The 22,862-nt window shown below is 45.9% G+C and carries 16 protein-coding genes and 1 pseudogene; 14 read left to right on the forward strand and 3 right to left on the reverse strand.

Annotation, left to right across the window (positions count from 1 at the left end; genetic code table 11):
* Window positions 1-52: 52 nt before the first annotated feature.
* The 13 genes and pseudogenes from DRW07_RS02940 to DRW07_RS03000 all read left to right on the forward strand — a co-directional run bounded on the left by DRW07_RS02940 (window position 53) and on the right by DRW07_RS03000 (window position 17,658).
* Window positions 53-1,228: a hydroxymethylglutaryl-CoA reductase gene (locus DRW07_RS02940; protein ID WP_124026383.1), complete on the forward strand. Its 1,176-nt coding sequence runs from the start codon at window positions 53-55 to the stop codon at window positions 1,226-1,228.
* 112 nt (window positions 1,229-1,340) lie between these two features.
* Window positions 1,341-2,714 carry a Na+/H+ antiporter NhaC family protein gene (locus tag DRW07_RS02945; RefSeq protein WP_124026384.1) on the forward strand — a complete coding sequence of 458 codons (1,374 nt, stop codon included), beginning with the start codon at window positions 1,341-1,343 and terminating at the stop codon, window positions 2,712-2,714.
* A gap of 67 nt (window positions 2,715-2,781) precedes the next feature.
* Window positions 2,782-3,585: a substrate-binding periplasmic protein gene (locus DRW07_RS02950; RefSeq protein ID WP_124026385.1), complete on the forward strand. Its 804-nt coding sequence runs from the start codon at window positions 2,782-2,784 to the stop codon at window positions 3,583-3,585.
* Between the two features lie 151 nt (window positions 3,586-3,736).
* Window positions 3,737-5,893 (forward strand): TonB-dependent receptor plug domain-containing protein, encoded by a 2,157-nt coding sequence (locus tag DRW07_RS02955; RefSeq protein ID WP_124026386.1) that lies wholly within the window; start codon window positions 3,737-3,739, stop codon window positions 5,891-5,893.
* 521 nt (window positions 5,894-6,414) lie between these two features.
* Window positions 6,415-8,913: a TonB-dependent receptor gene (locus tag DRW07_RS02960; RefSeq protein WP_124026387.1), complete on the forward strand. Its 2,499-nt coding sequence runs from the start codon at window positions 6,415-6,417 to the stop codon at window positions 8,911-8,913.
* A gap of 110 nt (window positions 8,914-9,023) precedes the next feature.
* Entirely contained in the window at window positions 9,024-10,250 is a 1,227-nt protein-coding gene (locus DRW07_RS02965; RefSeq protein WP_124026833.1) for an MFS transporter, read from the forward strand.
* A complete protein-coding gene (locus DRW07_RS02970) occupies window positions 10,247-11,140 on the forward strand; it encodes an ROK family protein (protein ID WP_124026388.1) in 894 nt (297 codons plus the stop codon). The genes DRW07_RS02965 and DRW07_RS02970 overlap by 4 nt, the downstream gene beginning before the upstream one ends.
* 23 nt (window positions 11,141-11,163) lie before the next feature.
* A complete protein-coding gene (gtfA, locus tag DRW07_RS02975) occupies window positions 11,164-12,636 on the forward strand; it encodes a sucrose phosphorylase (protein ID WP_124026389.1) in 1,473 nt (490 codons plus the stop codon).
* A 34-nt stretch (window positions 12,637-12,670) separates the two neighbouring features.
* Window positions 12,671-13,708 (forward strand): LacI family DNA-binding transcriptional regulator, encoded by a 1,038-nt coding sequence (locus DRW07_RS02980; protein WP_124026390.1) that lies wholly within the window; start codon window positions 12,671-12,673, stop codon window positions 13,706-13,708.
* 30 nt (window positions 13,709-13,738) lie between these two features.
* A pseudogene (locus DRW07_RS18415) lies at window positions 13,739-13,920 on the forward strand (IS5/IS1182 family transposase); the annotation flags it as partial.
* A gap of 260 nt (window positions 13,921-14,180) precedes the next feature.
* Window positions 14,181-15,279 (forward strand): peptide chain release factor 2 gene (gene prfB, locus DRW07_RS02990; protein WP_124026391.1). Its coding sequence is split into 2 segments (ribosomal slippage): window positions 14,181-14,255 and window positions 14,257-15,279, totalling 1,098 coding nucleotides; the frame shifts between segments, so codons are not numbered across the junction.
* A gap of 19 nt (window positions 15,280-15,298) precedes the next feature.
* The gene (lysS, locus tag DRW07_RS02995) at window positions 15,299-16,858 is read left to right on the forward strand and encodes a lysine--tRNA ligase (RefSeq protein WP_124026392.1); all 1,560 of its coding nucleotides are present in this window, start codon (window positions 15,299-15,301) and stop codon (window positions 16,856-16,858) included.
* A 116-nt stretch (window positions 16,859-16,974) separates the two neighbouring features.
* Window positions 16,975-17,658 (forward strand): flagellar brake domain-containing protein, encoded by a 684-nt coding sequence (locus DRW07_RS03000; RefSeq protein ID WP_124026393.1) that lies wholly within the window; start codon window positions 16,975-16,977, stop codon window positions 17,656-17,658.
* Window positions 17,659-17,675: 17 nt separating this feature from the next.
* On the opposite strand, the gene DRW07_RS03005 is transcribed toward DRW07_RS03000, so the two are convergent.
* Genes DRW07_RS03005 through DRW07_RS03015 form a run of 3 tightly spaced genes read right to left on the reverse strand, consistent with a single transcriptional unit; the run spans window position 17,676 to window position 19,851 of the window.
* Window positions 17,676-18,581 (reverse strand): ketopantoate reductase family protein, encoded by a 906-nt coding sequence (locus DRW07_RS03005; RefSeq protein WP_165870377.1) that lies wholly within the window; start codon window positions 18,579-18,581, stop codon window positions 17,676-17,678.
* Between the two features lie 2 nt (window positions 18,582-18,583).
* A complete protein-coding gene (locus DRW07_RS03010; RefSeq protein ID WP_124026395.1) occupies window positions 18,584-19,282 on the reverse strand; it encodes a TIGR01621 family pseudouridine synthase in 699 nt (232 codons plus the stop codon).
* Window positions 19,283-19,287: 5 nt separating this feature from the next.
* Window positions 19,288-19,851 (reverse strand): Hpt domain-containing protein, encoded by a 564-nt coding sequence (locus DRW07_RS03015; protein ID WP_124026396.1) that lies wholly within the window; start codon window positions 19,849-19,851, stop codon window positions 19,288-19,290.
* 155 nt (window positions 19,852-20,006) lie between these two features.
* On the opposite strand from DRW07_RS03015, the gene DRW07_RS03020 reads away from it, so the two are divergent.
* Window positions 20,007-22,838, forward strand: coding sequence for a M16 family metallopeptidase (locus tag DRW07_RS03020; protein ID WP_124026397.1), 2,832 nt, complete (start codon window positions 20,007-20,009; stop codon window positions 22,836-22,838).
* Window positions 22,839-22,862: the final 24 nt, after the last annotated feature.

The raw sequence follows: 22,862 nt of genomic DNA on the forward strand, positions 1-22,862 counted from the left end.
TAAGCGCATTACCCAGTGCGTTGTTGTAATTCTATCCAGAGGAAAAAACATAATGAGTGAAGATATCCGTATTCCCCGAGACGCCAATAATGATCACACCAACGAAATGGCGAAAAAGCGACGCGAGTTCTTAAAAGAAAAAACCGGGGTAGATTTAAAATACACGGGGGAATACACCATAGATCCAGCAGTATTGCCGGGCAATATCGAGAATTTTACCGGTATCGTGCAAATGCCAGTGGGGATTGCGGGTCCTGTTCAGATTAATGGCGAGCACGCTGATGGTTTGTTCTATGTACCCTTAGCAACCACAGAAGGTACTTTGGTTGCTAGCTATAGCCGAGGCATGCGAGTCATCAACGAATGCGGAGGTGTAAAAACCACGGTTGTTGAGGGCTTCATGCAACGTGCACCCGCATTCATTTTTCAGGATGCGCGGGAAGCGAGGGAGTTTGGTACCTGGGTCACCGAAAACTTTGATGGCATAAAAGCCGCCGCGGAAACCACCACATCGATAGGTAAACTTGAACATATTCATCAGTGGTCCGTATCGAAAACTCGCTATTTGCGTTTTAACTACACAACCGGTGACGCCGCAGGGCAGAACATGGTGGGTAAGGCGACGTTAGCAGCGTGTGAATGGATTAAGGCGAATTATCCGGTGCCTTGCCAGTATTTGCTCTCGGGTAACATGGATACTGATAAAAAGCATTCTCACCTCAATATGCTGCATTCTAGGGGTAAACGCGTTATTGCAGAAATTGTACTGAAAAAAGAAGTACTAGCACGCGTGATGAAAGTGGATACGCGGGTACTTGCAGGCGCAACCGTATTGGCAAATACAGGTGCTTTGATGGCTGGTGCAGCTTATAATGGACCGCATTCTGCAAATGGTATTGCGTCATTGTATATTGCCACAGGGCAGGACGAAGCAAACGTGGTTGAGTCTCACGCGGGTCTGCTTTCGCATCAACTTTTGGAAAATGGCGACTTTTATCTTTCGGTCACCTTGCCCTCTCTAATAGTCGCGACATACGGCGGCGGTACAGGTTTGCCCAGTCAAAGAGAATGTCTGGAATTATTAGGGTGTTATGGCAAAGGCAAAGCAAACAAGTTTGCTGAAATTGTCGCTGCCACGGTACTGGCAGGCGATATTTCTCTAGCCTGTGCGGTGATCGCAGGCCATTGGGTAAGCAGTCACGACCAAATGGGCCGCAACCGACCTTAATAAACAATTCCTATTAATAATTTTTTAACAGAATAAGGTATTCAGATTGAATACCTTGTTCTGTCAGTGTAAGGTCAAAGACATGTGTAATTACTGACGTTGTTTGTCGTTTATGTCTTGGATCTCCATCATTCCTCCCTTACTTGCCATTGCCGTTGTTTTATGGAAAAGGGAAGTCATTAGTGCGTTGCTTGTCGCACTGGTCGCCTCTGAATTTTTACTTTTGCTGGGGTCTGGCGATTCTCTGTGGATGACCTTTATTCACTCAACCGAACGCGTGGTAGATGTAGCCGCACAACCAGGCAATATGCGAATTCTGTTGTTCAGCCTGTTAATTGGTGCACTGCTGGCATTTATCAGAGATTCAGGCGGAGTGAGTGCCACAGTCAGTAAACTCATTTCAACAGGGGTTGCAAAAACATCAAGAAGAGCCAGTGGTCTCACTATGTTCACTGGTGTCGCCGTTTTTGTTGAGTCTAATCTCAGTGTACTCACATCAGGTATTTTGGCCCGGGGCTTGTTTGATAAGTTTGGCATGAGTCGCGCCAGGCTGGCCTACATTATTGACAGTACCAGTGCGCCTATTTGTATATTAATTTTGCTGAACGGGTGGGGCGCGTTTATTTTGGCCTTGCTGAGCAACTATGAATTGCCCGACTCTGCAGTATCCATTTTGTGGGGCTCAGTCGGATTTAACTTTTATGCCATCATTACGTTGTTGTTGGTCTTGTATACCGTCATTTCTGGAAAGGTATTTGGGCCAATGCGCGCTACTGAGTCCAGCGCAAACAGCGAGCAAAGCACAGAAGAGTTACCAGTAGCGCCAACGAAAGCGCGTTTTATGCTTGTTCCACTGTTCACGCTAATCGGTTCTATGATTGGTTTTATGTTGTGGACAGGCGATGGCTCACTGTCTCAGGGAAGTGGGTCTAAATCCGTATTGTATGCCACTATCTTAAGTGTGCTAGTGTCTTATGTGATGGCCGTAATGTCTGGCCGATACGATACCAGGCAGTTTGTAGATTTGTCGTTCAAAGGTGTAGGCGAACTCGTTCCCTTGGTAACCATCGTCTTACTTTCTTTGTGTTTAGGAGCAAGTTTAAAAGTACTGGGTACCGGTGCCTATGTGGCGGGACTGGTTGACAGTCATCTACCGGTATTTGCCGTCGTGCCTATGCTCTTTGTGGCTGGTGCGATCATGTCATTCACCACAGGTACTTCATGGGGAACGTTTGCCATTCTCATACCGATTGCTGTGCCTTTAATTGGAAGTACGGGATTACCGCCTGCGTTCGTCATTTCAGCTGTTCTGGGCGGCGGAATTTTTGGTGATCACTGTTCACCGATTTCAGATACCACTGCCGTGTCGGCGTTGGCATCAGGGTGTGATTTACTTGAACACGTAAGAACTCAGCTGCCTTATGCCCTGGTTGCCGGTGTATTGACGTTGCTGGTATATACTGCGTTGGGCCTGTTTTTCTCATAGTGGCTGCGATAAGAGAACGGCGCTTAGTGCTATACTGTTAGTCTTAATAAGTGGTGAGCAATAACTTATGAAGGTGTATTGCACTCTCATGATGCTGTTCTTGTGTGGTGCCTGTTTGGCGCAGGAGACTGTCTTGCCTGAAGAATGTGCATCGCCGCTCAAACTGTCACTCACCACTGATTGGTACCCCTATGTGCATTCTCAAAGTGATGCACCCACATCGGGCATTGATGTGACGCTTTTACGCCGTGTATTGTCGGATATGGGGTGCGAGCTTGAGATTATCCACTTTCCAGAAAGACGTACTCTGTTTGAACTTGAGTTGGGAGCATTTGATGTGGGTTTGGGTGCTAGTCGTGTAGCTGAGCGAGAGCTTTTGTTCCATTATTCCATACCCTATAGACAAGAAATCAATCGCTTTGCCTTTCGAGCAGAAGATCAAGATATCGCAGCATTTACGCGATTCCAACAGTTGATAGAAAACGACAATGTCATATTGATCAATCTTGCGGGTTGGTATGGCGAAGAAATTGAAAAAGCGAAACGTGAATTTAATGGCTTCGTGTTCTCAGATACTGTGGTTAAACGGCTTAAGATGTTGTCGTTAAATCGGGTTGATGCCGTTGTCGATGACGAGCTGGTTTTATGCAGTGAAATAGCGCGTGGCAACTATAAAGATATCCGCTTACACCCTATGCAGTTATCCACCGCAGACATTCATTTTATTTTTAACAAGCAGAGTATCTCTGCCCGTTTTGTTTCAGTATTCGACAGAGCGCTGAAAGAGGCCATAGAATCCGGGGTAAAATCCGCCCTTTATGCTCGCTACCTCAAGCCAGAGTGTTCGGCCGGAACGTCGGCTAGGGAATAATCGTCCAACAAAATAGCGAAAGAATGATAGATAAGTGCTTGGTTTTGCGTTGTTCTGTTATACTCATTATTGATAGGTTCATGTTCTTATCAAAACATGGCGTGTTTTACGAGCCCCATTGTGTTTCCATCACACTAATCGATTCTGGTCAATGAAAGCATTTCTTCAAAAAGCAAACGTTTTGTGCCTCACCTCATTACTCTATATTACGAGTTTATATAGTTATGCAGAAGAAGCAGACGCCCGTTTCGACGAGCTATTGGCGATGGATTTGGGTAACCTGCTTCAGGTGAAAATTGCTACAGGTACCGCAGTATCAGTTAAAAAAGCGCCTGCCATTGCTACAGTGATCACTGCAAGTGATATCGAGGCGATGGGTGCGAATGATTTAATTGATGTGTTGAATACTATACCTGGGCTACATATGTCTCGTACCTCTCAAGGAGGGGCTCCGAGTATTAATTTTCGAGGCATTGTGTCTGTTTTTGGACCCCATTCACTATTGATGGTAGACGGTGTTCCACTAAAAAGTGTTGTGAGAGGTGACAGTCTTATTCCATGGGGTGGGTTCCCCGTTCAATCAATAGAAAGGATTGAGGTGATCCGCGGGCCTGGCTCAGCGTTGCTTGGTGCCGATGCATTCTCAGGGGCCGTTAATATTGTCACAAAATCGGCAACGGACAGGGTTAAAAATACGGTCGGTGCAGCCGTGGGGAGTTTTAATACGCGAAACCTGTGGGGCAATTTATTTCATCGCATCGGTGACTGGTCGCTGGCACTTAACGTTGAATGGGTTGAATCCGACGGGTACAGCGGTTTCATTGAGCGAGATGAGCAAACCAATCTGGATGAACTGGGCGATGCCTTATTTGAATCCGGTGTGTTACCTTTTAATCCAGATGATGCTTCCAACGCGCCTGGTTACCAAAGCACGGGCTTTGAAGCTATTGATCTTTGGGCTAATGCTGAAAATGACAGCGTTAAGTTATCGTTGGGCGTTCAGGAAAGGAACGATTTGGGTGTTCATCAAGGCATTTTAGGGGCTCTCGATCCCACAGGAAGGCTGGGCGGATACAGACATATTTTGAAGGCGCAATTAAAACCACTACCACTTAGCCATGACCTCACCATTGAAGGAAATGTTAGCTTGTACCGAATGTCTCAGGAAGTCGACAGTGATTTGTTTTTATTTCCTAGCGGCGCGCTCTTTGGGGCATTTCCTAATGGACTCATTGGCAATCCCGAATGGGAAGAGGAAACCACAAGGGTAGAGGCCAAAGCGCTATATTCAGGTTTTAAAAACAATACCATAGTCCTTGGCGGTGGCTATATTCGTCAGAATCTTTATGAAGTCAGAGAAAGCAAAAATTTCAATGCAGATTTAAGTCCCAATCCACTTGGATTAGTTGATGTGACAGATACAGCTGATGTGTTTATTCCGGAAAAAGACAGGGAAAACGTCTACCTTTTTGTTCAAAATGTATTGGCAATAACCGATGCGGTATCAATAACCGCGGGAGCCCGACTCGATGATTACTCTGATTTTGGACAAACTATCAATCCTAGAGTGGCTGCAGTGTGGCTAGCGAATGAAGATCTCACCTTAAAAGCACTTTATGGTAGGGCTTTTAGAGCGCCGGCGTTTGCTGAAACCTCAGTCGTAAACAATCCGCTTGCCTTGGGTAACCCTAACTTAAATCCTGAAACGATTGACACTGTAGAGTTGGCTTTAGCCTATTCTCCAGATGAGAGAAGTCATATCGATATGAACGTTTTCTATTACAAAATAGACGATTTCATTACGTTTGTTCCTGACAGTGGCGCGACAACATCAACAGCACAAAACCTGGGTAAACGAACAGGATACGGTATGGAGGCGCAGTGGCGCTATGCATTGTCTGAACAATGGACAGGCCTGGTCAATATGGCTTATGTGAAAGCAAATGACGAGGTAGCGCATGATGATGTGGGTGAATACCCTGAATTGACAGGTTATCTTCGTATTAATTACACAGTAAATGATCAAGTTGATACGTCTTTGCAGTGGTTTTATGTGGGCGAGCAAAATCGTATTCCAGGCGACATTCGTGCGAATGTAAATAGCTATAACCGGTTGGACGCGGCTGTCACTTATACCTTTACACACTACCCCACGGTATTGGCCCTTAAGGTTGAGAATGCATTAAATGACGATATTCGCGAGCCCAGCAATGGTACGGCAGATAATGGAATAACCCCAGTTGCAATACCCAACGACCTTCCTCAGCCCGGCCGCGTATTGCGCTTAGAAGTCTCAACGCATTTTTAAAGGGGTAGATAAACTGTAGTGGCTCATATTTAACCTGACTCTTTTAAACGCGGGTTGAAACCTCATCTGATAGACCGCTCAAGACAAATCGCAGCCGTTCATCTACATTCAAAACACAACGTCTTGTTTAATCAGAATAAAGTGAAAACTTCTGTTAGAAAATGAGGCGGTAAGACTGAATTAATTCGGGTACCTACTCGAGTAATATTTCAAAGCCCTAAAAAGCCAATAGTATGCCCCCAGCTATTGGCTTTCTGCGTTTTAAGACTTTACAAATTTTATCTGGTTCCAATTTTTGATCACTGTTTGATAACAAATAATTAAAGCTTAAATTTATATATCTATCAGTCCTTTAAATGCATTTTGAAATTTTACATGCAACATGATGTTTACATTTTAAACAGTGACTGATATCGTTTACTTAATCGATTAAGAAAGTGTTTGAACAGATACATCTATATTCCATACTTTTCCTGTAGTCGGTAGAAATGTATGGAGCACACTGAAGCGTGGAGAATACTATGTTGGAAACTTACAAAATGAAAACCCTAGCAATTGCTATTGCCTGTGGACTTGGAACTACTGCTTTAGCGCAAGAGGAAACCGATGTTGACAAGCAGGTGTATGAACAAATTGTCGTAACTGCGTCACCTTCAGGAGCTACTGCACAAGAAGCGAGTGTATCGGTAAGTTCATTGAATGACATTGCTATACAGAAGCTGGCACCGCGCTCAACGGCAGAGGTGTTTCGCGCACTACCTGGAATTCGCGCAGAATCATCCGGTGGTGGTGGTAACGCCAATATCACTATTCGCGGTATTCCACTTGCGACCGGTGGTTCAAAGTTTATGCAGATTCACGAAGATGGGTTACCCGTACTAGAGTTCGGTGATATCAACTTTGGTAACACGGATAACTTCTTGCGTTATGACTGGTCTGTCGGCACTGTTGAAGCTGTGCGTGGTGGCTCAGCTTCGACCTTTGCCAGTAACTCACCTGGCGGCGTTATCAACTTGATCAGTAAAACTGGCGAAAGTGGCGGTGGTGCAATTGGCACATCTTTTGGTGTGGACTATGATGAATTCCGCTTAGACTTCTCTTATGGTGGTGAAATCAACAATGACTTGTATTTCCACATCGGCGGTTTCGCTCGCGGTGGTGAAGGTACGCGTGATACTGGTTTCAACGGCGACCAAGGTGGTCAAGTAAAATTCAATATGACGCAGTTGCTCGACAAAGGCCATGTGCGTTTCTATTTCAAACATTTAGACGACCGCGTAACAACTTATCTACCTGCACCAGTTTTAGTTAACAGCAATGGTGACTATGGCCCTGTACCTAATTTTGACGCCAGCAGCGAGACGTTGCACTCGGCTTATACCACTAATGTCTCTACGTTCGACTCATTTGGTAACCCGCGCAATCGCGACCTGACTGACGGGATTGAATCCCAAGTGACCTCGTTCGGTTTTGAGGCGGACTTAGAAGTTGCGCCAGATACTGTATTACTCAACAGATTTAGAATTTCTGATGTATCGGGCGGATTTATTTCGCCATTTACTGATACCTTTGGCGCGTTCGGTCCACAGGGAGCACAACAAATGGCTGGCGCAATTTGTGATTCGGCACTCGACGGCGATGGCAACCCGTTTAACTGTGCCAGCACTTCAGTGACTTTGGCCAATGGTCCCAATGCCGGTAGCGAGTACACAGGCCTAGCCTTCCTAAATCTGTTGTTCGACACGTCAATTAATGATTTGGGGAATATGATCAATGACCTCAATGTTCGCAAAGAATTCGACAATGGTATGTCACTAACGGTTGGTTACTACTACTCAAAACAAGATATCGCGACCAGTTGGAACAGCTGGAATACCTTTATTCAAACCGTAGATGGTACCGATTCTCAATATCTGCACATCACTGATGCTGACGGTAATGCTCTGGTAAACAACGGCTTATGGGCACCGAGTTTCTTGTCCTGGGAGTGGGATCTAAACTACACCACAACAGCGCCATATATTAACTTTGGTTTCGAAGTGGGTGACGACTGGTTATTCGATATCAGTGCGCGTCGCGATAGCGTCGATGCTAATGGCGAGCTCATTAGCGCTTGTTGTGGTGGTAATACCGATTTTGACTTAAATGGCAATGGCGTTATTGACGGCAACTCTGAAGATGCATCGGCGTCAAATGGCTTCGGATTCGGTGGTGGTGTAATCAACCTGAACCGTGCTGGTACCGGCAGCCAAATCATCAATTACGACGCGAGTAATACCTCATTCTCTTTGGGGGGCTCATATCTGTACAGTGACGAAATGACATTCTTTGCTCGTTACAGTGAAGGTGGCCGTGCCATCGCTGATCGCTTGTTACAAATCGCGGGAACCTTAAATGGTGATGGCAGTTTAACCAGCACAACGTCGGGTTTTGATGAAACTGATCAATTTGAATTGGGCTTAAAATACGGTACACCGGATTTACAGTTCAATGCCACATTCTTCAATACCGTTACTCAAGATACCCAAGCCGAATTAACCAGTGGCTTAACCTTTATCCGTGAGTACGAAGCAACGGGTATCGAGCTTGAAGGGCGTTATGACATTGGTAGCGGGTTCTCAGTTACCGGTAACGCCACTTGGACCGATGCAGAGATCAGTGAAGACCGCTTTAACCCTGCGTTGGTAGGTAATACACCACGTCGCCAAGCAGACTTGATCTATACTATCGTACCGCAATTCGATACCGACAACTTCACAGTAGGCGCCGCGTTACAAGGCTCAACTGAATACTACGTGCAAGATAGTAACGAATTAAAGCAGGATGCATATATGCTGGTTAATCTATTTGCAACCTATTACATTTCTGATGATTTCTCAGTCAGTTTGAATATCAACAATGCGACTGATGAGTTTGTTATTACCGAATCTGAAGAAGGCAATGCGATGGCGGGCGACATTATCCGCGCCAGACCTTTGAATGGACGCACTAGTTCAATCTCAGTGAAGTACTCGTTCTAATCAAAGCTAGGCAGAGGGGAACCTCTGCCTATTAATCTTCAGGTTTAGTTTTTATGACAACTGCAGCAAATACACGAAATTTGGCGCTGATTCGCTGGCTGACCTATCTGATGTTTATGATGTTTGCAATGACATCAGATTCGGTTGGCGAGATCATTAAAGAGGTCAAAATCGAATTTGGCGTAAACAATACTCAGGCCAGTCTGATGCACTCACTTTTTATGGTGGGCATCGCATTTTCAGGCTTGTTTCTTGGCTTTTTAGCCGATCGTTTTGGGCGTAAACCTTCGTTAATTCTTGGGCTTGGCCTATTTGCAGCTTCTTGTTACTTATTTTTGGTCGGTGAAACCTTTGAGTTTATTTTGGGGCTAATCACATTGTCTGGTTTGGCTGTTGGTATCTTTAAAACTGCAGCGCTTGCGCTAATCGGTGATATATCAACCTCGACCAAGCAGCACACCGGAACCATGAATGGTGCCGAAGCATTCTTCGGGGTTGGTGCCATTATTGGGCCGCTTCTGGTTGCCTATTTAATTCGCTCTGGTGTGCACTGGATGTGGTTGTACGTAATCGCTGGTGGTCTGTGTACGATTTTGATCGTCATGGCATTGCTAGTGAAGTACCCCGAGTATCAAAAACCTAAAACGCGCGGGTCGGCCAGCTTGCACGAAAGCTTGAAACTTCTTAAAGACCCTTATGCTATGGGATTTTCAATAGGTGCATTTTTATATGTTGCCGCTGAAAGTGCGATTTATGTGTGGATGCCAAGTTATTTGATTTGTAACGCTGGCACAGTTGAGGACGTCTTCGCATGTTACAGCAACGATACAAACAAAGTGCTCGCCATGTATGCAGTGTCGATTTTCTTCTCACTGCGTGCGCTGGGCCGCTTTGTCGGGATTTGGATGATGCAGCGATTCGAGTGGAGCACCGTGCTAGTGCTGTTCAGCTTTTGCATTTTGGTCTGTTTTGTTGGCGGTTTGTGGGGCGGTAAATCGGTTGCTCTGTATTTATTCCCGCTAAGCGGCATCTTTATGTCGGTGATTTATCCGACGTTCAACTCTAAGGGAATTAGCTGTTTTCCCAAGTATCAGCACGGCGCTGTGGCCGGTGTGATTTTATGCTTTACCGCCGCTGGCGCGGCAGTTGGGCCGTTGGTCATGGGTATCGTCAGTGACATGTATGGCGGCGATGCCAAGTATGGCTTTATCGTTGCCACCGGGTTTGCTGCTTTGTTGTTCTTAGGTTTGGTATACAACTACCTGAAACGACCAACAGAAGCTCGTTTGGCACAGGTTGAAAAGTCCGAATACAATGTCTCCGGAGAGCCCGCATGACCGAATATTATGGCGCTATTGAAGCAGGTGGCACAAAGTTTAACTGTGCAATTTGTGATCCTTCGGGAGCAATTGTTCAGCAAACTCGGATTGCAACTACTACCCCTGATGAGACGCTTGAAAGTGTTGTCCAATGGTTTAGCCAGCAGCGCCAGCGCGGTGTTCTGATGGGCTTAGGTATAGCAAGTTTTGGCCCCTTAGATCTTAATCCTTCCTCAGCACGATACGGTTGGATCACCAACACACCTAAGCCTCATTGGTCCGATACGCCTTTGCTACCAAAGCTGGCATCAGCGTTAAACGTGCCTGTGGTGATCGACACTGACGTTAACGGCGCTGCGCTCGCCGAAGCTACTTTGGGAGCGGGTAAAAACCAACAAGTCGTTATTTACATCACAGTCGGTACGGGTGTGGGTGGTGGCGTCGTGATCAATGGTGCGCCATTGCATGGCACGGTGCACCCTGAGATTGGCCATATGCTAGTACCCGGCCATCCGCAGCTGAAAGGGCAGTGCCCATTTCACGCCAACTGTGTAGAAGGTTTTGCCTCGGGTACTGCGATGGGAAAAATCTGGGGGCAACCTGCAGAGACTCTACCTGATGATCATATTGCTTGGGAGCTTGAAGCGTTAATTCTTGCGCAACTTTGTCACAACTTAATGCTGAATTTTTCACCCAATACCATTGTTATAGGTGGCGGGGTGATGGCAAAGCCTGGACTGTTAACAAATGTCATTGCTCAAACGCGCATCAGTCTTAATGATTATTTAGTACTACCGAGTAATAAATCCTTTGAAGACATCATAGTGGCTCCACAGTTGGGGCAAAACAGCGGATTACTCGGCGCATTTTTACTCGCTAAACAGAGCAATTTACAGCTCGGTGAGTAACTTGAATTTTTTTGGAGAGCTATATGCCAGTTAACAATGGCGTTCAATTAATCACCTACGCAGACCGCTTAGGTAATGGTGCATTGGGTGATTTGCAGTCACTATTAGAGCACGATCTTGCGGGCGTATTTACCGGTATTCATCTGTTGCCGTTTTTCTATCCGTTTGACGGCGAAGACGCGGGCTTTGACCCGATCGATCATACTATTGTCGACCAGCGCTTGGGTAATTGGGATAGCATTAAAATGCTCGGTGAGAGCTTTGATATTATGGCCGACCTTATTGTCAATCACATGTCAGCGCAGAGCGTGCCGTTTAAAGATGTATTGGAGCATGGTAAAGATTCGCAATTTTGGCCTCTATTTCTGACTAAACAATCCGTTTTTAGTGACGATGATGAGGAAGGTATTGCTAAAGTTTTTCGGCCGCGACCAACACCATTTTTTACCGATTACACCTTAGCCAATAACGAAACGGTGCCATTTTGGACGACCTTTACCGCCAATCAAATCGACATCGACGTTGAGTCGCAGCCTGGCCAGCATTATCTCACTTCGATACTGGATACCTTTGCTGATAACAAAGTTGACCTGATTCGACTTGATGCTGCGGGTTATGCAATCAAACGTGCCGGAACCAATTGTTTTATGCTAGAGGAGACCTTTGCCTTTATCGAACAGTTGAGCCAACGGGCACGCGATTTAAATATGCAGTGTTTGGTCGAAATTCACAGTCATTACGAAACGCAGATCGAAATCGCTAAGCGCTGTGATAGTGTTTATGACTTCGCATTACCGCCTTTGGTTTTACACACGTTGTTTAGTCGCGATGCCACCGCATTGGCAGAGTGGTTGGAGATTTCACCGCGCAACTGTTTTACGGTGCTTGATACGCATGATGGCATCGGAATTGTCGATGTTGGGCCTTCGGGTGATAAACCAGGATTGTTAAATGCCGCTGAAATAGATGGTTTGGTGGAAACCATTCACAGCAATTCAAATGGCCAGTCTCGCCTCGCAACAGGTGCTGCGGCGAGTAACGTTGACCTCTATCAAATCAACTGTACTTTCTACAACGCCTTGGGTGGAGATGATGAGGCCTATTTGTTAGCACGTGCGATACAATTTTTCTGCCCTGGGATCCCTCAGGTGTATTATGCGGGGTTACTCGCCGTCGAAAACGATATGGAGCTGTTGGCGCGCAGTAATGTTGGGCGGGATATCAATCGGCCTTATCTAGATAAGGCGGCAGTCAGACACCACTTACAAAAACCTGTGGTACAAGGTCTATTGAAACTTATCAAGTTTCGCAACAATACGCCTGCCTTTGGTGGCGACTTTAGTGCCAATTATCAACAACAAAGACTTGTATTGTCATGGCAAAATGACGATTCAAGCGCAGAGTTAGCGATAGATTTGGATACTCTACAAGCGACGATAACCGTTCACGATGCTACACAAAGCCAATCCTTTGCTATTAACAGCTTATTAGAATGATTGATCTTTTCCCGCCATGCGGTAGTGTGGCGGTATGAGCAATATCAAACTAACAATAAAAGAAGTTGCCCGTCGCTTAGATGTTTCTACAGCGACTATTTCCAACGCCTTTAATCGTCCGGACCAACTCTCCGCCAAGAAACGTGCTGAGGTATTAGCCGCATGTCAGGAAATGGGTTATGCCGGACCGAATAAAGCTGCACGCTCACTGCGTCGCGGAAAAACCAATATTATTGGTCTGGTCTTGCCCGATAGCTTGGAATATATGGTAACTGACCCAGTGGCCAGTCAATTAATGCAAGGGGTAGCCAGAGTCACTAGAGAATCAGAGGCCAATTTATTGTTGTTCTCGGGTAACAATGATTCGGTCAATGAGGTCGTCGACTTTGTCGATGGCTTTATTTGTTATGGCTCACCGCGTAGTCAAGTGTTGTTACGACAATTAAGTCAAATCAATAAACGCGTCGTAACCATCGATTTCGATATTGAGAACGCTCCCTCAGTTAATATTGACAATACCCAAGCGGCATACCAATCAGCGCTTTTGGCACTCGATAAAGCGGCTAAAAATCCAGTGATTTTAGGCTTGCGCTTGGTCGATGATGTGCACACTTGTGTGGTGGGTGATAATCAGCTGTTCGACAGTGAATACTCAATTTCTCACCGGCGTTTGGATGGTTATTTAAAAGCCATTGAGCATGTGGGTCTTAGCATAAGTAATAATGCTATTTGGCACATACCTGAAAGTACGCACGAGTGCGCGATTATTGCTGTTCAGAACGTGTTGAATGCACCACATCGCCCCGATGTTTTGCTCTGTATGAGTGACATCATTGCTCTCACTGCTATGCAAGAGGCATTACGATTAGGCATGCGGATCCCTCAGGATATTCGGGTGGTTGGTTTTGATGGTATTGATATTGCTAAACGTTATCACCCAACCCTTACAACAGTTCAACAGTTCAGCGCCAAAAAAGGTGAGATTGCAACGCGTATGTTTCTCAACGGTGATACACAAAGCCAAATGCTCGACTTTGAATTGGTCACGGGCGGCAGTACTTTACGTTCGTAGCGATTGTGTTAGCGATGTCTGAGGAAATAGAGGCATCAAACCGTTGAACATCCCTTCGGTACAATAAACAATGGGCAGATGGCAACCAACTACTGACAAAACCACTTAAACATGTGAAAACAAAAGTGAGTCTGCATATCTTGGCTTATAACTTCAAAAGAATGATGAATATTATAGGTGTTAACGGACTAATAACCGCATGGAAGACGTGAGCGTTACGGCAACACTCAGTCAAAAATTATAGAGGCCCAAAATTCACTGCGTCGAGCAATTGAAAACGTCATTGATAAAAGCGAGTTTTCACACAACCTGTGTACACAAGGGACTATCACTTCTAAACGCGCTATGCGTTTAAAAATGTTAAATTAAATGGTGCTTAGTTCAGATAAACGTCCGTTGGAATTGAAGCAAATGGGCATTTCCGGTACTATCCTCGCTCTTTTTTATTGATCATAAAGCGCTCGTCAACACTATGTTTGAAGTTAATCCCGTCGTAAACGCTATCGCTGATATTCGCTCTCGTGCTGATGCACTTAGGGGGTATCTTTGACTACGATGTCAAAGTAGAACGGTTAGAAGAAGTCAGCAGAGAATTAGAAAGCCCCGATGTTTGGAATGAGCCCGAAAGAGCACAGGCGTTGGGTAAAGAGAAAGTCAGTCTGGAGCAGGTTGTAGAAACCATTCAACAGCTCGTTCAAGGCGCTGAGGATGTCGAAGGATTGGTCGAGCTCGCCGTAGAGGCTGAAGACGAAGATACCTTCAATGAAGCACAGGCTGAGTTAGAAGAGCTTCTGGGCAAACTAGAACTTCTCGAGTTTCGTCGTATGTTCTCCGGTCCAAACGATACCTGCGATTGCTACATTGATATACAGTCAGGCTCGGGTGGCACAGAAGCGCAGGATTGGGCTAATATGCTGCTGCGCATGTACTTGCGATGGGGTGAAGCAAACGGATTTAAGACCGAGCTCATCGAAGTCTCCGACGGTGATGTTGCAGGTATTAAAAGTGCCACCATTCGCTTTCAGGGCGAGTACGCATTTGGCTGGTTGAGAACGGAAACCGGTGTACATCGTTTGGTAAGAAAGTCGCCATTTGATTCGGGTAATCGCAGACATACCTCTTTTGCTTCAGCGTTTATCTATCCCGAAATCGATGATGATATTGATATTGAAATTAACCCGGCTGACTTGCGAATAGATACTTATCGGGCGTCTGGTGCAGGTGGACAACACGTTAACCGAACCGATTCCGCTGTGCGTATCACACACGAACCAAGCGGCATAGTGGTGCAATGTCAAAACGACCGTTCACAACATAAAAATAAAGATCAGGCCATGAAGCAGTTAAAAGCAAAGCTTTATGAGTTTGAATTGCAAAAACAAAATGCGGAAAAACAAGCACTGGAAGAGAGCAAGTCAGACATAGGATGGGGAAGTCAGATACGTTCGTACGTATTAGATGACTCGCGCATTAAGGACTTGCGTACTGGTGTTGAAACCAGAAACACTCAGGCCGTATTAGACGGTGATTTAAACAAATTTATTGAAGCCAGCCTAAAGTCTGGCCTCTAACCGCTAGGATCATGCATAGATGAGCGAACACAACCAAGACGAAAATAAATTGATTGCAGAGCGCCGCGCCAAATTAGTGAGTATTCGCGAAAACTGCAAAGCGAATGGCTTCCCTAATGATTTTAGGCGTGACGATTATGCACAGGATCTGCAAGATAAATTCGGCGAATTAGATAAAGAGACGCTCGCTGAGCAAGGCAATGCAGTGAGTATTGCGGGTCGAATCATGGCAAAGCGTGGCCCATTTTTGTTGCTTCAGGACATGACAGGACGCATACAGGCGTATGCTGACAAAGACACACAAAAAGCCCTGAAAGCACAATACGGTCAATTAGATATTGGTGATATTATTGGGGTTGCTGGTGCGTTGCATAAATCAGGTAAGGGTGACTTATATGTCAATATGGAGAAGTATGCGCTCCTGACTAAGTCCCTCAGGCCGCTCCCTGAAAAGTTTCACGGCCTAGCAGATCAGGAAACCAAATACCGTCAGCGTTATGTGGATTTGATCACCAATGAAGCGTCTCGCAAAAATTTCAAAATCCGTAGCCAGATTGTCAACGGTATCAGACATTACCTCGCTTCCAGAGATTATATGGAAGTAGAAACGCCTATGTTGCAGGTGATTCCGGGCGGTGCAACGGCAAAGCCTTTTGTCACCCATCACAATGCCTTAGACATCGATATGTACCTGCGAATAGCCCCAGAGTTATACCTGAAGCGATTAGTGGTTGGTGGTTTTGAACGGGTGTTTGAAATTAACCGCAATTTCCGCAATGAAGGCTTGTCCACTCGTCACAACCCAGAATTCACTATGCTTGAATTCTACCAAGCCTACGCTGACTACAAAGACCTGATGGATCTGACTGAAGACATGCTGCGAACGCTTGCCGAGGAGATTTTGGGTACCACCACAATCATCAACACGGTAAAAGATAGCGAGGGCAATGTAACAGAAGAGATTGAGTATGATTTTGGTAAGCCCTTCGACCGCTTAAGCATGGGCGAGGCTATTCTGAAATATTGGCCAGAGGCTAACGAGGCGGCAATACGCGACCCTGAGGCCCATCTTGATGAATTAAAAGCCATGGCTAAGGCGCTGCACATCAAAGAACCAGAAGTTGATGGCATTTGGGGAGCGGGTAAATATCTGTGTGAGATTTTTGAAGCCACCGCTGAAGAAAAGTTGATGCAGCCTACCTTTATCACTGAATACCCATGGGAAGTCTCGCCATTAGCTAGACGCAATGACAACAATCCTTTCATTACTGATCGGTTCGAGTTTTTTGTAGGTGGCCGTGAACTGGCTAATGGGTTTAGCGAGCTTAATGATGCAGAAGACCAGGCTGCGCGCTTCCGCAAGCAAGTGGAAGAGAAAGATGCTGGCGACGATGAAGCCATGCACTTTGATGATGATTACATCAGAGCATTGGAGTACGGCTTGCCGCCTACTGCCGGAGAAGGTATCGGCATCGACCGTCTTGCTATGCTATTTACTGACAGTCCAACAATAAAAGATGTGATTTTGTTCCCGCATATGAAGCCCGAAGAAAGCACAGAGAAAAACGCCGCTGAGTAGTTTTCGCAGTAGTCCCATTGAAAAGCACGGAGTTCCCGTGCTTTTTTTATGCCTGGTGTTATCATTTCAAAGAACACACTCCTATTTCACTTTTTTATACCGTTGGACGTACCTGAATGAAGGCAAAGGTTGCATCGCTAAAAGCGGAAGACGCAGTAAAAATTCAATTGATGAGGCCAGGCATGTGGGTGGATATTCAGGCTGACACCCCAACCGCGACTAAACGAGCCAGAACCGACCTCATCGGTATTGATCAACAAAAAAACGTCTTTATTGTGCGTATGCCAGACGAAAGCAAATATGGCAATTTACGCGATGCCATATACGCCACCAATGACGTCATCATGCGTCTTATTCTCGAAGACGAAACCGGTGACGTAGTGGCGTTTAAAAGCGTGATCCGCAGTGTTATGGCGCAGCCGTTTAACTATGTTGTGGTCGACTTTCCTGAGTTGATGCAAAGCCAGTCCCTGCGAAGCGAAGACCGTTCGCGTATCACCTTGCCCGTGCAAGTGAGTATTGATGGGGTTGAGGGAGAATCTTTTTCCGGCCATATCGTAGACATATCTGCAAACGGTTGTCGCTTGGCCGTGCCTGCGGAGCAAAAAATGGCAGTGATGAAAAACCGCCAATCGATAGCGATGCGCGTTAAACAGGCAGACAACAAAATGGTGACGTTACGGGGCGTGGTAAAAAACCTTAAACAGGCGCCATTACAGCACTTTTATGGTGTTAAGTTTGATGAAGAAAATCAGGACGCGCTAAAGGCCATTTGGTTGCCACTCGCTCTGAAAAGCTGAGTACTGCGCGTTATTGGTTACAGATACTTGGCTTCCATTTGTCGAATTTTCAACATGGCATCTTGATGCGCCGATACATCGACACCCGTTTTTAACCCTTGCTGCACGACATAACCATTGATGAAGTCTATTTCTGTGGGCCGCTTGTGTTTGATATCTTGGTACATAGAAGAGTGATTATTGGCAGTTTGCTCAATAACCGTATATACCGATTGCCTAAGCTGTGAGAGTGAGGCTGTCATCTGCAATGCTTGCATCACATTAAAACATTGCAAAATCAATTGCTCCACAGCAGGTTGATAGACGCTATCCAGTAAACCGCCGTTATTGACCTTATAAATCGCCGTAAGCGGATTAATACAGGCGTTTATCACCAGTTTTTGCCAAAGTATTTGCTCTATATCATGACAATAAGTAACCGGCGGTAAAAGTGCAGAGAGTATGTCTTCGACCTGCTTCCCTCGTTCGATATCCTGTTGTGCTAACGCAGTTGCCGGCCCAAGATAAGTCTGACCATGGCCTGTAACACAAACCTGTTGTTTATCTTTTTTTGCTGCATAGGAAGTGGTGGCATAATAAATGGCGTGATGGGGTAGCAGTTTACTCACCAATGTCTGGCTACCCATGCCATTGTGCATAAGCACGGCTGTGTGGTTGTGTGTAATATGCTTTGCTAAGTCGTTAAGCACGGCCTCAACCTGATAGGCTTTTACAGGCACAACAATAATACAGTGCTGGGGCAGAGGCGTAACACGCAATACCGGGGAGGGCAGGCTAACAATTTGTTGGTCGAGGGTGACAACTGTTTTTGTTACAGACGACGCATTGCGCACGTATGCACTCATGGCCATGTTTTGAAGCTGACCATTGGCCAACATCAGGCTGCCAATCGCTCCATGGCCGATAACGTGAACGGGGGGCATGGTTACTTCGATTCCGACGAAACTTGATTGCCTGGCCATTTCAGCGTTTCAGGGGCCGGTGCGCGTTCCAACCAGGTATCAAAAGACTGCAGCGAAAACAGGTCACCGGCTAAGGGTTTGGCGTAGCAGGTTATCGTTTCGTTTGCATACTCAAAGCGCAAATGCCATGCATGCAGATAGAGTCTGTCTGCCGCGGCACCGCCATACCTGTCATCACCAATAATGGGGCTGCCTAAGCTTTTCATCGCCACCCTGATTTGATGTGTTTTACCTGTGATGGGTTTGACCAGAGCCAGTCTTAACCCCGGTTCGATGGATTCGCTCAAAAACTGAGTCACTGCAGGGTTATCTTTACTGTGGGTAAGTGCACGCTGACCGCTCCTGCGGTTGATCATGTCGCCAATTACACTGCCTTGTTTCTTTTTCGGTTTGTTCGCCAGCAAGGCGATATAGTATTTATCGATTTGATGATAAGAAAACATTCTGGACAGTGTGGCTGCCGCTTTTTTATTGGTAGCGAGGATTAGACACCCTGAAGTAGGGGTGTCAAGACGATGGACTAAATGAAGGTTCGCGATACCCGTTTGTGCGTGGACCTGTTGAACAATACCGCTATCTTTATCATGCATTGGCACACCAACAGGTTTGTTCACAACCAGAAAGTCTTCGTGCTCCAGCAAAACTGAGAGGGTATCAGACATGCCTTTTAGTTAACCAGAATCGCAAGCGCACGATGATAATCTAGCGTGTTAATCGCTTGAGCCAGAGCCTCTTTTTGTGGTTCATCAAGGTCAAGTTCAGCCATGCAGGCTGACAGGTGATCAGGTGCCACAAATTCATTGTTATTCAGTGCTGAGACCAGTTTCTTAAGGTTGTCAGACAGCGGCAGTTTTTGTCCGGCCTCGCCTTCTGAAGAGGACTGTTCAGGCGGTGGAACCTGGCCCGAGGCAATAACTCTGGCCAATAAATCAATAGTCTGTCCAAGTGCGTCGGTGAAGGCTGCTTGGGTGTTCGCTGAAACAGAGCCGTTTTTAATTTCTTCGTCATACTCACGGCTGATTTGATGCAAACGCTGACAGCCTAAATTTCCTGCAACACCTTTGAGTGTATGGATAAGCGTTTTTGCCTCATCCAATTTACCCTCTGCTTGCAGTGTCGAGAGCTGTTGGTCTGCCTCTTTATATTCATCGTGCAAACGTGTGTAGAGCGTAATGAGTAACGCCTGATTACCACTTAACTGTGATAGTCCAAATTCATAATCAATCAGCATGTTTGGTCCCACTCCTTTCATCGTTTATGAGTGTAAGGCAAACTGAGGGTAAATCCCAATTTTGTTACCAACTATCTCATGCAGGTTGACAGTCAGTCGCTACTTTTAAGACACTGCTCGTCTACTCAATTTCAATACAACACGGATTCGCTTTTATGAGCAGTAGAAGGGTGCGACCATATATCATGGCCAGTGTGGGCATGTTGATTTGTACCAGTCTTGTTTCATGCCAAAACGTGTCTCGTCTGTCTTTACACGACGCTTCTGAACCTCAATTACAGCTAGCCCATGAAAAATATCAGCTGGATAACGGACTCACGGTCATTTTACACCAGGACAACTCTGACCCCTTAGTACACGTTGATGTGACCTACCATGTTGGCTCTGCGCGTGAAGTCCCTGGGCGTAGTGGTTTTGCACATTTCTTTGAACATATGATGTTTCAGGGTTCAAAGCACGTGGCCGATGAGCAGCATTTTAAGCTCATTACGGAAGCAGGTGGAGAGCTGAACGGCACAACCAACAGTGACAGAACCAATTACTTTCAGACTGTGCCCGCTAATCACTTGGAACGCGTGTTGTGGTTGGAATCGGACCGTATGGGCTTTTTATTAGATGCGGTGGACCAAAAAAAGTTTGAAATTCAGCGAGAAACAGTGAAAAACGAGCGCGCTGAATTGATAGACAATCAGCCCTATGGCCTGCGCGATGAGCGTATTGCGCAGGCGCTTTATCCGCCAGAACACCCTTATTCATGGCCGACAATTGGCTATGTTGAAGACTTAAATCGGGTTGATGTCAGTGATCTTAAACAATTTTTCCTCCGCTGGTATGGCCCAAACAATGCTGTCTTAACCATTGGGGGTGACATTCACATCGAGCAGACTAAAGCGATAGTTGCTCGTTATTTTTCCGATATTCCGGCGGGTCCTCAAGTGGAAAAAGCAAAGCCTGATGTGGTGTCATTACAAGATGACCGCTACATCACATTGCACGATCAGGTACACCTTCCGTTACTACAAAAAACCTATCCAACGGTTTATGCACGACATCCTGATGAAGCGCCGTTGGATGTGTTGGCAGATATCCTCGGTGGGGGCAAAAATGCATTGCTATACAAAAATTTGGTGAAAACAGGTCAGGCCGTTCAAGCCGTTGTTGCGCATCCGTGTCGAGAGCTCGCCTGTGAGTTTCAAATCATTGTACTGGCCAACCCTGAAATCGTGCCAAACTTAGCGTTAATTGAAAAAGCGATCAAAGAAACGCTTGACGAATTTGAGCAAAGGGGCGTGGTGGCAGACGACCTTAACCGGGTGAAGGCCGGTATAAAGGCCAATGCAGTATTTGAGTTGCAAAGTGTTGAGGGGAAGGTCAGCCTTTTAGCTGCCAATGAGACGTTTTATGGCACACCGGATTTGCTTGATGAAGACGTAAGACGATACCAGAGCGTCACAAAAGATGATGTGATGAGAGTCTTTCATCAATATATTAAAGACAATGCCAGCGTGATTTTAAGTATAGTGCCTGCCGACCAGGATGATATGGCTGCAAGAACAAGTAACTATCGCGTTCCTGACAGAGTCATTAAAGCGCGTGCTTCTGAGAGGCTAACCACACGTAAGACAGTCAGTGAGTTCGACCGCACAACTGTGCCTGAACCCGGCCCAGCCCCAGTGGTCGAGGTACCTCCTTTCTGGCGTTCACAGCTTGCAAATGGCGTTGATGTCATGGGGATTTACTATGATGAAACCCCCACGGTAACCCTGTCTATTGGCTTTGAGGGTGGTGTGTTGCTGGAGCCCATCGAAAAAGCAGGGCTGGCATCATTAACCGCTATGTTGATGAACGAATCGACCCAGCATTTTGGTAATGAAGAAATTGCCAATGAGCTGGAAAAACTCGGAAGTCAGGTGTCGGTAACGGCAAGTGGGCGTTTTATTCAGGTTGAGGTGTCGGCATTGACGCGGCATGTCGAGAAGACCATGGCCTTAGTGGAGGAAAAATTACTCAGACCGGCATTTAATGCCGACGAATTTGAGCGTGTAAAAGCGCAGTTGCTGGAAGGAAAAAGGCAACAAGCTCAGGATGCAAGTGCCATGGCTTTACAGGCCCGGGATACGTTGCTTTTTGGCAGTCATAACAGAGTGAGCTTACCCGATGAAGGCACGATAACGAGCATTCAGTCTATGACGCTGGCAGATGTAAAAAGCTTCTACAAGCGCTACCTGACGACACATAGAGCACATGCGGTAATCGTCGGCAATGTCAGTGAAAGAAAAGCAAAAGATCTCCTTTCATTTCTTGAAGGTCTAAGTGATCAAGCCTATGACATTCCTCAATATCTGGATTTTCCTGAGTATCAGGAACAGGCTATTTATGTGATTGATAATCCTTTGGCCTTGCAAAGTGTGGTGATGCTGGTCAAACGAGATAGGCCCTTTGATGCAACAGGCCCATTTTTTAAGTCTCAATTGATGAACTTTTCTCTGGGCGCTGCGTTTAACAGCAGGATTAATTTAAACTTGCGCGAGGATAAAAGTATTACCTATGGTGCATCGGCTAATTTTATTGGCGGTAAAACATTAGGGTGGTATGAAGTCAGGGCTGATGTGCAGCGACAGAGTACGGCACTTGCTATCAGCGAAATACTGCAGGAAATTAAAACGTTTAGAGAGCAGGGGATAACCGCAGAAGAAATGCGGTTTATGCGTAGCGCCTATTCGCAGTTTGACGCGCTGAATTATGAAACACCGGTGAGCAAGGCATTTTTCTTGAGAAAAATGATGGGTTTTGATTTGCCAGTTGATTACAGGCGTCAGCAACTTGCTATTATTAATTCCATAACAGAAGCAGACATCAATACCATCGCTCAAGTAGGATTGCAGCCTGATGATTTACAAATCATTGTGGTTGGAGACAAACAGCAACTGGCCGCTCAGCTTAACGCCTTGGGCTTGCCTATAAAAACGCTTGAACTTCCTCAGTGAAGGAAAGTTAAGACTAAAACGAGT

The organism is Paralteromonas sediminis (genome assembly GCF_003820355.1).
Classification (GTDB): Bacteria; Pseudomonadota; Gammaproteobacteria; order Enterobacterales; family Alteromonadaceae; genus Alteromonas_F; species Alteromonas_F sediminis.

Bases quoted from the DNA above. Each gene is read 5' to 3' on its own strand.
- DRW07_RS02940 (WP_124026383.1), top strand. From the start codon at position 53: ATGAGTGAAGATATCCGTATTCCCCGAGACGCCAATAATGATCACACC.
- DRW07_RS02945 (WP_124026384.1), top strand. From the start codon at position 1,341: ATGTCTTGGATCTCCATCATTCCTCCCTTACTTGCCATTGCCGTTGTT.
- DRW07_RS02950 (WP_124026385.1), top strand. From the start codon at position 2,782: ATGAAGGTGTATTGCACTCTCATGATGCTGTTCTTGTGTGGTGCCTGT.
- DRW07_RS02955 (WP_124026386.1), top strand. From the start codon at position 3,737: ATGAAAGCATTTCTTCAAAAAGCAAACGTTTTGTGCCTCACCTCATTA.
- DRW07_RS02960 (WP_124026387.1), top strand. From the start codon at position 6,415: ATGTTGGAAACTTACAAAATGAAAACCCTAGCAATTGCTATTGCCTGT.
- DRW07_RS02965 (WP_124026833.1), top strand. From the start codon at position 9,024: ATGTTTATGATGTTTGCAATGACATCAGATTCGGTTGGCGAGATCATT.
- DRW07_RS02970 (WP_124026388.1), top strand. From the start codon at position 10,247: ATGACCGAATATTATGGCGCTATTGAAGCAGGTGGCACAAAGTTTAAC.
- gtfA (WP_124026389.1), top strand. From the start codon at position 11,164: ATGCCAGTTAACAATGGCGTTCAATTAATCACCTACGCAGACCGCTTA.
- DRW07_RS02980 (WP_124026390.1), top strand. From the start codon at position 12,671: ATGAGCAATATCAAACTAACAATAAAAGAAGTTGCCCGTCGCTTAGAT.
- lysS (WP_124026392.1), top strand. From the start codon at position 15,299: ATGAGCGAACACAACCAAGACGAAAATAAATTGATTGCAGAGCGCCGC.
- DRW07_RS03000 (WP_124026393.1), top strand. From the start codon at position 16,975: ATGAAGGCAAAGGTTGCATCGCTAAAAGCGGAAGACGCAGTAAAAATT.
- DRW07_RS03005 (WP_165870377.1), bottom strand. From the start codon at position 18,581: ATGCCCCCCGTTCACGTTATCGGCCATGGAGCGATTGGCAGCCTGATG.
- DRW07_RS03010 (WP_124026395.1), bottom strand. From the start codon at position 19,282: ATGTCTGATACCCTCTCAGTTTTGCTGGAGCACGAAGACTTTCTGGTT.
- DRW07_RS03015 (WP_124026396.1), bottom strand. From the start codon at position 19,851: ATGCTGATTGATTATGAATTTGGACTATCACAGTTAAGTGGTAATCAG.
- DRW07_RS03020 (WP_124026397.1), top strand. From the start codon at position 20,007: ATGAGCAGTAGAAGGGTGCGACCATATATCATGGCCAGTGTGGGCATG.